We start from the raw sequence: 13387 nt of genomic DNA, 5'->3' as shown, positions 1-13387 counted from the left end.
TACCGGAAGGCGTAGAAATGGTAATGCCAGGCGATAACATCAAAATGTCAGTATCATTAATTCACCCAATCGCGATGGCAGAAGGTTTACGTTTTGCGATTCGTGAAGGTGGTCGTACTGTTGGTGCGGGTGTTGTTGCTAAGGTTATTAAATAATTTAAAACCTTTATCGCATCACCGATGCAAACAAGTAAGAAAGGCGTACATTGTGCGCCTTTTTTATTTAAAATATTAATGGCTATCGTAATAAACTACCAGTAGAACTTTAAAGAACAAAAGCAAAAAACTAATATAACTGTAGTGAATTAAAGAAAATAAAGTACATTTTATTACAAATTAGATATGACAAAAAATTATAACTGACAAACAAATAATGAAGAATTAAATCGATCTGTTTGTTCCATAAAATATTATCTGTAATTTATCCAAGAGATAAATTTTATCAAAATTTCAATATACTTTTATTTATTGCGAATTGATTCTAGGAGTTATGGAATAAATATTTATGCTATAAGTATACTTTCTAAAGCAATTTGATTGAATATATTTAAAACGTTTTTAATCCGTTAGAAGCAATTTCTGCATTTTTTAAATGAGAACATAACCATTCTTCAATCCTATCCATTAACTGTATATCCGATAATTTTAATTTTCCTCTTAAAGCACATTCCCAAATAATTAAAATTTTCCAACCTAACTGGATTAATTCTTGTATATTTTTTGTGTCACGCCTGCAATTACCATTAATTTTATTAAGCCAAAATTCAGTATTTGTATTAGGTAATTTAAATAAATTACAGTTATGTTTATGCCAAAAACAGCCATGAACAAAGATAATCGCTTTATATTGCTCAATAACGAAATCGGGTTTTCCTGGTAATTCTTTGATTTGAAAGTTGAAAGGGATGTCTAAGTTTTTTAATAGATTATTAATCCGAATTTCAATAAAGGTATTTTCCTTCTTTATTGCTTGCATATTTTTACGTCTAATCTCTTTAGAATGGACATCAACCATAAAGATTTATCTCTGTTTACTTATCTGACAATAAAACAGTTCTTAAGTTATCAAGATATTGATGATTAACATAAGCTTTAATAACATCTACAGGATTTAAATAGAGGCATTTTATATGTGGAAATACTTTTAATATTTCTGATTGTTCAATTTGCTCGTGATTAAATTCTATGTGAGAAAAAGTATTATGATTTCCTGGAAAAATAAAGATATTATCTATTTTAATTAAATTTCGATGCACTAACTGTACTGCATTAAGGTAACAAATCTGCTTAAGTATATCACCTAAAGCAGGAAGCGATTCGCTATTATTATCTTTAGCATCATAGTATTTTGCATCAATAACTGCGCCAGTTAGTAATTTATCATCTTTGATAAAAATATCTAATTTCATTCCAGGTCTTTTAATATCTGATAAATGATTAGTTGTATGCTTATAAATAGGAATTGGAAGCCTATTATCATTCGCTTTATTTGTTCCTCTTAATACAATGCGTAGCATATTTTCCCAAAGTTGTTCAAACTTTTTAATTCCTAAAACAAGTATAGTTGATTCAGTACCAGGCTCTTGACTTAAAAAAGTAATAAGGTTTTTTAGTAATTTTATTTCTCTATCTGAATAAGCTTGATTTAATTCTTTATTTAAAATGTAAATTTTTTCTTCGATGGTTAAAGTGGACTTTTCAAATTTAGCTAAATCAGGGGCAATTAATAAACCTGCTTTTCTGTTCAACCACCAGCTCAAACTGTGATCTAATTTATGTACTATTTCTGCGTGAATTTTAGAAATTTCATGGGTATGAAAGCTTGTGAATTTATAGCCATAATATTCAAGATAAAATGGAGTATTAGAATGTATAAAAATAGGAAGTTCTTTTTGGAATGTTCTTTTCCAGTTTATTTTACCTGAATTAACTAATTCTTTTTTAGACACTTTTTTGTATAAGCCATAAGTCTGATAATCGGATAGCAGCTCTTTGGCGAGAGTAAGATAACACAAACCGACTTCAATGTTTTCTTCATCATCTGAAGTTATGTGGGATTTATTTCGTGTTGCATACCTTTCTAACATAGACATTAGTAAGCAAGCAAATTCCATTTTGTTTATTTTCGAATAATCAGAACTTCTTGGAATAAACATATACACAGTATCATTGTTTATCATCATGCCACAGAAAGAGACATTATTACTATTTTTTGCTGTAAATAAACCGCGCTGATTAATTTCTTTTCTTAAAACTGATGGTAAGTCAGAAATATTATCTCGATCAGTAATAAATTTAAATTTCATTGTAATTGTCAAAATATATTTTATAACTAAAATAGTTTTTCTTGTAATTCAGGACAAAATATATCTTTTTTTTCTTCAAAACACTTAATAAGTTGCCCAAATGTTCTTATGCTTGAATCAAAAATGATTGTTTTGACTTGATGTCTTAATAAATCATCCCATAAGTAAATAAAAAGCTTATTCGTTAAGCCTTTTTCATTTATTTCATTGGTTGATAAAAAAAATGGCCCAAGATGACGATCTTCCGGAATATTAAATTCTGACAGACGTTCATTAATTTCTGTTGCTAATTTTCTCCAGGTAACACCAACTTTCTGATTATTGTTCGGAATATTGATAATTTTATCTGATGCTTTATCCATATTAATTTGAATATATTCAAATTCCCAACGCCTTTTAAATGCAGTATCTAAAGGCATAACAGCTTGGTCACTACTGTTCATGGTAGCCAAAATAGATAGATTACCCGGCATCTGTAATTTAACTTTGTTATCAGGATAACCACCAATTTTATTTATCAAATAATCTACTAAGCTTTGATCCACCGGTTCAATTTCGTAACAACCAATTCCTTTTTCATCTCGGTCAAGAAGTTGAAATATTTCACCAAATACCATTGCTGCTTGAGCTCGGTTAATTTCTTCAATAACCAAATAATGGTGTATTTGAGGATTTTTCAATGCATTAACATAGGATTGAATAAAAGGACCTGGCATGAAATGATAGCTACATTCATTATTATCATTCATCGTTGGTTTTAGCATACCTAAAAAATCGCTATATTGTGTATCAGCATGAAAAACAGTATGTATGCAATTTCCACCTTTAGTTAATTGATCTATTTGGTAACTTTTACCAGTCCCTGGTGCACCATAAAAAATAATATTTTTTCCCTTTTGATGTGATTCATTAACTAATTTTTGAACAGGTAAATTGACACTATATTGTTGCATTAAAATTGTAAGAAATTCTTTAGCAATATTTAAACTGTCTTTAGTAAAGACAATATTTTCATCAATATTTTTGTTATCGAGATTGTTTGCACAAGATATAATTTTAGATATCGTATTAAATAATATTTTTGTTTGTTCGAATCCGACAACTTTAATTCTTGGATTAGTGAATATTTTTTCTGAAATTAATCTGAGTGGTTTTTCGTAATACTTCCAAATCGTTTCAAGTTTCAAATTGTGATCATTAAGTGTTTGCGCTTCATTGAAGATCTGTAATGCTAGTTTGGGTGTTATTGTAGTTTCTTTATTACACAATGTTATATATTTTTGCAAAAAAATATAATTTTCTATTAAATCTTGAAAAGCAGATAATAAGCTATTTAAACTAATATCGTGAACTTTACCATTAGAATTAGCAACCTCAACATATCCACCTAATTGATATAAATTAGTTTTAAAAGCAGAGTTTGAATTAGAAAGAAACTCTGTTAATTTTCCATAAGCATTCATTTCGTAAAATTCCTCATAAAATAAGAAACATATATTGACTGTTTAAATATCCAGTGCTATTATCCGGGAACAAAACGGATAACTCACTTTTTAATTAATATTGTACTAGGATACCTTCATATGAATGAAATTTCATCATTTATTGAACAAAAGCGAATGAAAATAGGACTAACCCGAAAAGATTTTGCCCGATTATTAGGTATGAATGAAAATGGAGAGAGAACCGTACGAGGTTGGGAAAAAGGTGAGCACACACCGTCTAAAACAACGTTAGAATTGATTAGCCAATTATATGATGATTGCCCTTTTAAACAAAAAGAGTCGACTGATCATAAATTTACGTTTATTGACTTGTTTGCTGGGATAGGTGGTATACGGTTGCCATTTCAGGAGCTAGGTGGAAAATGTTTATTTACCTCAGAATGGGATAAGTTTGCTCAAAAAACTTATACTGCTAATTTTGGTGAGGTACCGAGTGGAGACATAACTAAAATAGCTGCAAAAGACATTCCTGATCATGATATTTTATTAGCAGGTTTTCCTTGTCAGGCTTTTTCTCAGGCAGGATTAAAAAAAGGATTCAATGATACCAGAGGCACAATGTTTTTTGAAATTCAAAAGATTCTGGTTGAAAAAAGACCGAAAGCATTTCTACTTGAGAATGTTAAACAACTAAAAGGCCATAATAAAGGTAACACGTTAAAAACAATATTAAATATTTTAGAAGGTAATAATATTGGCCTGATTCCCGATGATATTCCGTTATCTGACGAGGCGAAAGAAGCTTTATCGAGTAAATTAAATTATCAGGTTTTTTATAAAGTATTGCGAGCAGCTGATTTTGGAGTACCACAAAATAGAGAAAGAATTTTCATTATTGGTTTTGACCGAAATTATTTTAATAATATTGATTTTGATAATTTATTTAAATGGCCACAGCCTCCGTGTATACCAACAAAGCTAGGAGACATCCTTCAAACTGAAAATGAAATTAATGATAAATATACTATTTCTGAAAAACTATGGGATGGTCACCAACGGAGGAAAAAGGAGCATGCTAAAAAAGGCAATGGTTTTGGTTATAGTTTATTTAATGAAAGTAGCGAATATACTAATACTTTAAGTGCTCGTTATTATAAAGATGGTAGTGAAATTTTAATTGACCAATCAGACTTAGGAAAAAGACCTCGTAAATTAACACCGAGAGAATGTGCCAGATTACAAGGTTTTCCTGATAATTATATTATTAATGCTGTATCTGACGGACAAATGTACAAACAATTTGGAAATTCTGTTACAGTACCGGTTGTGAAAGCTGTAGCAAAACAACTATTAGCAGCATTTACTTTAGCAAATCAGATGAAAGATTCTGAAATTTTTACATCTGATCACTTAAAAAGTTTAGTTGATCGAGCGATCAGTAATAAAAACTGGACTGAGGCTGAATTGGTTTTTAATAAACTGAAATTGCTCCATTCCAATAAATAAAATCATTAGTATAATAACAGCAACCGCATCAAACCAATTCAATGCGGTTGTTGTATAAAAATTACACCTTAAACGTAATCCACGGCTTAAGTTTAACCACTGTTTGAATCAAACCGGCGTTTTGTTGTGCGTCAATCACCGGTGTGATCGGTTTGTAGGCTGTAGGAGCCTCTTCACGTAACCGCTCTTCTTTTAAGGTAATACATTGCCATGGCAAGTTGACCTTATCATATTCGACTTTTTTACTACGCATAGCTTGTCGTCTTTCTGCTCGACCTGCACCGTGTGAGCAAGACCATAACCAATCTGCATTACCTTTACCTACTGCCACATAAGAGTGATCACCCATTGAGCCAGGGATTAAAGCTATCTGACCAGCATAAGCAGGCGTCGCCCCTTTACGATGAATATTCATCTCATGTTCAGGCAAAATGATATTGTGCGAAATGTCGACCACAAGTTGACTATTATCTTGATGAAAAATAGTTGAAAGCGATTTACGTATCAATTCGGTAATCACAATTCGATTAATCCAAGCATAACGCGCGGCAACCCCCATAGCTTGTAAATAGGCTTGTGCATGACTATCTGTTAAACCAAACAATCCTGATTTTGGTTGCTTTTCATTAGTCGGCCATAAAGCTTTTGCTTTATCTTGCCAACGCTGACCAATGTAAAAACCAACATCACGCGATCCGGTATGAATCATGACGACGACACTATTTTTTTCAAGACCTAATTGATAAGCTAAATGTCGATCGATAATATCATCAACAATTTGTAACTCGACAAAATGATTACCAGATCCGACAGTACCTAAACTCGCTGGGCGGATAATATCGCGCTTTTCAAAAAAGGCTTCAGGTGCATACTGACTATCTGCCTTAATTAAATGATTACCCGATATTTTATCAAGCTCTGCTTGTAACCGTTCATAATTAACTGAATTCCACAAACCTTGCTGCGGTAACTCCGATAACCATGCTGCAAGACCTTGATCGAATAAGGCTTGAAAAGATTGCGGAGTAACAGGCACATCACGCTCATCTTGCAATAACACACGTTTTAATTGAGCAATAATTGTCGATTTTTGTTCACACACCTGATCAAAGCTTAAACCGTTGGTAAAAAGCCGCATACCGCAATTAATATCAGTACCAATTGCTGCAGGGATAATTAAATCCTGCGTAGTTGCAACAATACTACCAACAGGCGCAACCGCACCTGGATGAAAATCAGGTGTAGCACGAGCCATGCAAACTTTCCCTACACTATTAGGGACGTTCACTGATGCAAAGTTCAGAAGCTGTTCTACCGCTTTTTGCTCTAATGGCAATGGACTTGGTAACAAAATCTGAGCAGATGTATTTTCTTTATTTAAAGTATAAATATCATTATTAAAATGACTTTCAATCCCAAGACGGGACAAACGTTTTTGTAAACGGGAAAATGTAGACATAATAGCCACCTAGAAAACAATAAAAAATCGTCTCCTCAAATTGAGAAGATAATTACTGTTTTCCTGCAGCAGCACTATTCAGGAAAGCGGACGAATTCTATACCAAGTTTATGGGGTTGTAAAGTACTATAAGTTAAACAACACTAAACCAATATTTTGGTATCTGGTTCAAAAAATCGATAGTCATAGGGCCATAATTCATCTTTTTTATGGATATAAAGCAATTGCCGATAACGAACAAGATCAATGGCTTCATCTAACGAAATATTATCTTTTTGTAATTTGGTTAATAATTCTTGATCAGGATGGTTTAGACTATCCTTGCCTATGGAATTATAAAAAAGTCCTTTTTCAGTTCTGAAATCAAATCGAAAGCTGGTACGCCATTGAGAGTTATGTCCCCATCCATGTGACAAATCATGGGCTTCACGATTGTTTCTGGTATAGGCCCAATAGATCGGTGCTGTTTTTATCTCTTGAATCGGATACTGCTCATCGGGTAAGGTGATCGTTACACTCCCTCGATTGATTAATAAGTTACCTAAAAATAAAGCAGGGTAATGCACAGAGTGTAACAAAAAAGGATCTGTTCCCACTTTGACATCCGTAATTTCATAAAAAAATGGATGAAACTCTTTTGGTTGCTCACAGCTTAAGCCAATACTTTGGGCAAAGGCTATATACTCATCTAATGAAATATGCGGGTAATGAGAAGAGTGTTGTAAGGAACTGGTTAATATATCTAACACACGGGATAGAGCATAAAGCTCCCAATTAGCAGCATCAGTAATATATAGTGCATCCTCAGGTTCGATGATTTTTTCCGCAATATGTTGTAAATAACGATGATAATTTTGCTTATTTGACCAGAATGAAATGACATCAGAATAAAATGTATTTCCTTGGTATTCGGCCAAAGCAAAAAAAAGTTCTCTAATGCTATTCATTTAGTTATACCTGTTTAATCTCATCCCAACTCAGCCCAAACTTCGCCAAATATTTTTTCAACCTGTCGGCATCATTACTCTTCTGTTTTTTGGTTCTCGAAACAGCAAAAAGCTTTCGACCAGCTTCTGATAAACTGGCACTTTTTTGACATATCTCGATAACTTTTTCTAACTGGTAGCGATCGAATTCATCAATTTCTTGTGGAATTAATGAATTATTTGACTGATCGCCTTGCCAGTTTTGTTTTAAACGTTTAATCTCTTGTTCGACTTGCTCAATCGTAATATTTCCTTGTGGTGCCAGCGTTGCCATGCGTGTAATAGATGCGGTGAGTTCACGAAAGTTTCCTTGCCATAATGCTTCATTCGAGGTGGCAAACTGTAAATAGGCGCTACGCGACTCACGATTAAAACGTGGCATCAAGCCATATTCTTTGGCGTAACGCGCCAGTTCATAATCAATATTCGGTTCGATATCCTCTTTACGCTCGGCTAGCCCTGGCAATGTATAATTCCACAGATTAATACGGGCGTAAAGATCTTCGCGAAACTCACCTTGGCTAATTGCCTGTTTAAGGTCTTTATTGGTGCCGGCAATCAGCTGAAAATCACTCTTAATTGGTTTATCAGTACCAAATGGATAAAATTGCTTTTCTTCAATCGCTTTTAATAACATTGCTTGCTCGTCTAGCCCAAGCTCTCCAATCTCATCTAAAAACAATAATCCACCATCGGCACTTTTTAACAATCCAGTCCGCGCCAGATTTGCCCCCGTAAACGCGCCTTTGACATGACCAAATAAGGTAGACATAGCACTATCGCCACGTAAGGTGGCGCAGTTAATCTCAACAAATTCACCACTGATTTGATGGTTACTTTGTTTAAGTAAATAGATCTGTTTTGCTAAAAATGATTTTCCTGCACCAGTTGGCCCACATAATAACATAGGGGCATAAGAACGGCTGGCCACTTGTTCAATTTCAGCAATTAACTGGTTAAACAGTTGATTACGTGTGGCGATGCCCGATTTTAAAAGCTCTGTAGCTTCACTGGCATACTGCTGAAAGCGGTTAAGAATTTGATCATAACGATTAAGATTCAAATCAATGGTGTTAGCTTTTCCTTTAGGACTATTGGCAATCAGTTCCGCCTCATTATTATAAATTCTTTCTTCAACTTTATTTGATTTTACTGGTGGTGAAGTTTGCAATAACTTAGCTGGGTAGTAACGTGATTCAGCTAATAAGAACCAACAAATTTGCGCCACATGGGTTCCGGTAGTGATATGCAAATAGTAATCTTCTTTATCTGGATCAAAAGAATATCGTTTAGCAATATCAAATAAACAAGTATAAACCTGCTCAAAATCCCATGGATCAGCAATATTAATGACAATGGGTTTAATTTCGGTATTGGGGGATAGAATTTTTATATCATTAACAATATCACAAAGTAACTGCTCATCATTGGCAAAATAAAGCAGTTCCAAACGAGAAATAGCTAAATCAGTTTGTCGGCACAAATCAATCGTTGGTCGCCAACGCGCCCAGCGTTTTTTACCTCTACCTCGGTTATCCAGCACATTACCCAAAAAACCAAATATCACATTCTTTTTCATAATTAAATTTATAATATTATATAAACAGCTAGATTAAATTATAAGATTTATAGTCATTAAAATCTATTTGAATATCATATACATTATATGATATTTATTTTTTTACATCTATAAATCAAATAGTTAAAAAATATTTTTATTACTTTTTATTTTTTGGCACGCTTTTCGCAATATTAAATATACCTAAGCAAGCAAATGCTGTTTTTATCACAGCAAGGTACATCGCGAATCCTTTACGGGTTTATCTACGGGATAAAAGGACGGAAGATTATCAACATGTATTCCTTATTGTGTGATTAGGTGACTGTAGAAAAGTCAATTTTGAATAGTTCATCTGGTAGAACAATCGACTAGGGATCGATATGTAGTGGGTTCGAATCCCACTTCAAAAACCGTAAAACAAAAGTAGAAAAACAAACACAGTCAGTGATCGTCGTTAGATAAGCTAAGTGACAAAGCACCTTAACAAGCTTATCCGCAAAAAAAACCGGTTAACTTGTCAGGTCACCACGACTTTCAAGGTAAACAAACTGGATAATAGGCAGAATGCTAAATACCAATAAGTGGCGCACTATTTTTCTTATTGCTTTTAGCCTTCACCCTGCTATTTCGTTACTTAACCCGTTTCAATTGTGCAAACTCGGTTGCTGATTGTGCTAAAAAGGAAATGTAAAATGATAAAAACTATTAAAGTCAAAAAATATGAAATTGCAATTTTATTTAAAAATAATGAGATTGAAAAAGTATTAACTGCGGGGGTACACCGAATTTTTGATCTATTAAATATATTAAGTTATCAATTGATTAATTTAGCAGAGACAAAAATTGCAGCCGACATAGCAGAACAGTTAATCAACTTCTATCCAAATATTATTAACCAACACTGTTATTTAGTGGATGTGGCTGAAAACGAAATTGCCTTACGTTATGAAGAGCAAAAATTGGTTGAAGTCATTTTACCAACAAACAAAGCTTTATATTGGAAAAGCTACAAAGCACATGCGATTAAAAAAGTGGCATTACAAGACGGTTATGCACTGCCAACCGATATCGCACAAGAATTGATTGAAGCTAAAAATAGCAATAACGCCATTGTGAATATCGAAAAACTAGTGCTACATCACTTTATTCATGAACAAATTGGGACTTTATTTGTTGATAACCAGCTAATACAGATTATTGCGCCAGAATCAATCGTCGGTTATTGCCAATTTAAACATACGATTGTACTGGGTAAATTTAACTTAAGGGACAACCGCATTGATGATCGTATCGCTGATGCCATAGAACAACGTACACCACAACAACTATCACAATACTGTATCGCAATGGAAGTCGGTGCAAATCAGGCTGGTTTGCGTTATGAAAACGATCTATTGGTTGAAATTTTATCCCCGGGTACTAAACGCCTATATTGGCAAAATAGCCATAAACAGCATATGGTGACAGTGGATTTAAACCAAGGGTATACCTTAAGTGATGAAATGGTACAGCAATTACTACAACCAAAGTTACGCCAAAAAGAAGTACTCGGTGATAACAGCGTATTAATTGCACAAGTGCCGGCTTATCATGTCGGGGTATTAAAAGTGAACGGTAAAATTGAGCAGTTATTAACAGCTAGCATTACCGCTTATTGGCGTTTTAACCGGGAAATCTCGGTTGATATGGTGGATACTCGCCTGCAAGCCTTAGAAGTGGCAGGACAAGAGATTTTAACCAAAGATAAAGTCAATTTGCGGGTAAACTTAGTGGCTAACTGGCACTATACTGACGTATTAACCGCGTTTGAAAAAACTGCGCAGCCGGTTGATTTATTGTATCGTGAATTACAATTTGGATTACGCGAAGCGATTGGTATGCGTACGTTGGATGAGTTACTTGAGAACAAAAATATTATTGATGAAGTGGTAACCCAACATATCAAAATGCGTTTAGATGGCTATGGTTTACAAACTGTTTCACTAGGGGTAAAAGACATTATTTTACCGGGCGATATGAAAGCGATTCTATCACAAGTGGTCGAGGCGGAAAAAGTGGCGCAAGCCAATGTGATTCGTCGCCGCGAGGAAACATCAGCAACCCGTTCATTATTGAACACCGCCAAAGTAATGGAAAATAACCCAGTAGCCTTGCGGTTAAAAGAGATGGAAACTTTAGAACGCATTGCTGAACGTATCGATAAAATCTCGGTAGTAGGCGGACTTGATCAAGTGTTACATGGCTTGGTAAATATCCAACCTAAAAGCGCGTGATAAAAAGAAAATATTAAGCCGCCATGTAAAATCGCAGGGCGGTGTGAGGAATAAAAATGACACAATATAATTTATTACAGGCAGAAAACGCCAAGCCAATCAAAATGTGGACTAAAGGGGTACCGGTCGAACCCGAGGCTAAAGAACAACTAACCAAAACGGCAAAACTACCATTTATTTTTAAACATATCGCCGTGATGCCCGATGTGCATGTAGGTAAAGGCTCAACCATTGGCAGTGTAATCCCAACGCGCGGCGCGATTATTCCTGCCGCAGTTGGGGTAGATATTGGCTGCGGTATGATTGCGGTACAAACCTCGTTGATGGCGGCTGATTTGCCAGATAATTTATTACCATTACGTACTGAAATTGAAAAAGCGGTGCCGCATGGAATTACCCCAAAACACCGAGGACGGGATTATGGTAGCTGGCATGACGCCCCTGCTATTGTCGAACAGTACTGGCAACAGCTAGCGCCAGGTTTTAATAAGCTGACGGAAAAATACCCGCGCTTTTTAAAAACCAATAACTACCGTCATTTAGGCACATTAGGTACCGGCAACCACTTTATCGAAATCTGTTTAGATAAGGCCGATCGTGTTTGGATTATGTTGCACAGTGGTTCACGTGGCGTGGGTAATGCCATTGGCAGTTTTTTTATTGAAATGGCTAAAAAAGACATGGAAGTGCATATCCAAAACTTACCGGATAAAGATTTAGCCTATTTGGAAGAAGGTACAGAGCACTTTCACGATTATGTCGAGGCTGTCCATTGGGCGCAAGAGTTTGCAAGGCTAAATCGAGAGGCAATGATGCATAATGTGATTTTGGCAATGCGGAAAATTATCACTAAACCATTTACTACCCATATGTCGGCAGTAAATTGTCACCATAACTATGTTCAAAAAGAACAACATTTTGGTGAAGAAATTTTTATCACACGTAAAGGTGCAGTATCCGCACGTAAAGGAGAATTAGGCATTATTCCCGGCTCAATGGGGGCTAAAAGCTATATTGTGCGAGGACTGGGAAATGAAGAAAGTTTTTGTTCCTGTTCACATGGTGCCGGCCGCGTAATGAGCCGAACAGCAGCCAAAAAGCAATTTACCATTGAGGATCAAATCAAAGCAACTGCACATGTTGAATGTCGAAAAGATGCTAATGTGATTGATGAAATCCCAATGGCATACAAAGATATTGATGCAGTGATGACCGCGCAAAATGAATTGGTTGAGATAGTGCATCAATTAAGGCAAGTGGTGTGTGTGAAGGGGTAAAAATTATCGAGGAGCGATCCTCGATTTAAATTAATATTTACTGCTATCAACTTTAAATTGCCAAACTTACTAAGCGCCGTAATTGCATTAGTATTCTCTTCAATAAGATCTTTGTAGATTTCCCTTTAGGTTAGTGCAATGGGTTTCGCCTTGAAAACTGCCGTGCAATATTGAAGTTCAGGTGTTCAGGCGACCGAGGGGGTCAAACCAACCCCTCCGGCTCCCCGTTCCACTGCGCGCGGCGGCTAAGTAAGAATATTGAATAAATTATTTTTTTGACTAATAGAAAAAAAATATTGCATTAAGTAAAATTTTAAATTATATTATGTTAATAACGGGATGCAACCATCCTGATGCTCTTTAAAAGATAAACCTATTAATACTGAAAAAGACAGTGGCTTTATTAGCCGATTGTTGATGGTAAATTGCTATTAAACAATCAGAATCACCCCAGCAACACTGCGCCAGAATAAACAAACATTAACCGAGATCACAGTGTGTATTTAGGTAACGTAGTTGGCGCAATATTATTATCGACTGGTGGAGTAGCTAACGCTACTCCAGATAGAGTGCCC

9 protein-coding genes, 1 tRNA gene and 1 pseudogene are annotated in these 13387 nt (G+C 34.9%); 5 read left to right on the top strand and 6 right to left on the bottom strand.

All coding sequences use genetic code 11. The annotated features are described in order from the left end of the window. Nucleotides 1–155: pseudogene (locus J3U36_RS09155) on the top strand (elongation factor Tu); the annotation flags it as partial. Nucleotides 156–546: 391 nt separating this feature from the next. Here the strand turns inward: J3U36_RS09155 and J3U36_RS09150 are convergent. The 3 genes from J3U36_RS09150 to J3U36_RS09140 are packed head-to-tail and all read right to left on the bottom strand — an operon-like array spanning nt 547 to nt 3768. Next, the gene (locus J3U36_RS09150) at nt 547–1014 is read right to left on the bottom strand and encodes a very short patch repair endonuclease (RefSeq protein ID WP_267378521.1); all 468 of its coding nucleotides are present in this window, start codon (nt 1012–1014) and stop codon (nt 547–549) included. 16 nt (nt 1015–1030) lie between these two features. Then, complete coding sequence (locus J3U36_RS09145) at nt 1031–2305, bottom strand: LlaJI family restriction endonuclease (RefSeq protein WP_267378524.1); 1275 nt, start codon at nt 2303–2305, stop codon at nt 1031–1033. A gap of 26 nt (nt 2306–2331) precedes the next feature. Then, the gene (locus J3U36_RS09140) at nt 2332–3768 is read right to left on the bottom strand and encodes an McrB family protein (protein ID WP_267378528.1); all 1437 of its coding nucleotides are present in this window, start codon (nt 3766–3768) and stop codon (nt 2332–2334) included. Between the two features lie 120 nt (nt 3769–3888). Between J3U36_RS09140 and dcm the strand changes: the two genes are divergently transcribed. Further along, nucleotides 3889–5256, top strand: coding sequence for a DNA (cytosine-5-)-methyltransferase (gene dcm / locus J3U36_RS09135; RefSeq protein ID WP_267378532.1), 1368 nt, complete (start codon nt 3889–3891; stop codon nt 5254–5256). Nucleotides 5257–5317: 61 nt separating this feature from the next. Here the strand turns inward: dcm and J3U36_RS09130 are convergent, their stop codons facing one another. The 3 genes from J3U36_RS09130 to rtcR all read right to left on the bottom strand — a co-directional run bounded on the left by J3U36_RS09130 (nt 5318) and on the right by rtcR (nt 9280). Further along, nucleotides 5318–6715 (bottom strand): RtcB family protein, encoded by a 1398-nt coding sequence (locus tag J3U36_RS09130; protein WP_267378535.1) that lies wholly within the window; start codon nt 6713–6715, stop codon nt 5318–5320. Between the two features lie 143 nt (nt 6716–6858). Next, a complete protein-coding gene (locus tag J3U36_RS09125) occupies nt 6859–7662 on the bottom strand; it encodes a hypothetical protein (protein ID WP_267378537.1) in 804 nt (267 codons plus the stop codon). Between the two features lie 4 nt (nt 7663–7666). Then, entirely contained in the window at nt 7667–9280 is a 1614-nt protein-coding gene (rtcR, locus tag J3U36_RS09120; protein WP_267378539.1) for an RNA repair transcriptional activator RtcR, read from the bottom strand. A gap of 319 nt (nt 9281–9599) precedes the next feature. Between rtcR and J3U36_RS09115 the strand changes: the two genes are divergently transcribed. The 3 genes from J3U36_RS09115 to J3U36_RS09105 all read left to right on the top strand — a co-directional run bounded on the left by J3U36_RS09115 (nt 9600) and on the right by J3U36_RS09105 (nt 12812). Next, nucleotides 9600–9672, top strand: a tRNA-Pro gene (locus tag J3U36_RS09115). A 720-nt stretch (nt 9673–10392) separates the two neighbouring features. Beyond that, nucleotides 10393–11535 carry a slipin family protein gene (locus tag J3U36_RS09110; RefSeq protein WP_411597057.1) on the top strand — a complete coding sequence of 381 codons (1143 nt, stop codon included), beginning with the start codon at nt 10393–10395 and terminating at the stop codon, nt 11533–11535. Between the two features lie 56 nt (nt 11536–11591). Continuing rightward, nucleotides 11592–12812 carry an RtcB family protein gene (locus J3U36_RS09105; RefSeq protein WP_267378543.1) on the top strand — a complete coding sequence of 407 codons (1221 nt, stop codon included), beginning with the start codon at nt 11592–11594 and terminating at the stop codon, nt 12810–12812. Nucleotides 12813–13387 lie beyond the last annotated feature (575 nt).

It is taken from the genome of Gilliamella sp. B3817 (genome assembly GCF_026536705.1).
In the GTDB taxonomy this organism is placed as follows: domain Bacteria; phylum Pseudomonadota; class Gammaproteobacteria; order Enterobacterales; family Orbaceae; genus Gilliamella; species Gilliamella apicola_I.
The sequence above is the reverse complement of the archived record's forward strand: the minus strand, read 5'-3'. Positions and strand labels throughout refer to the sequence as shown.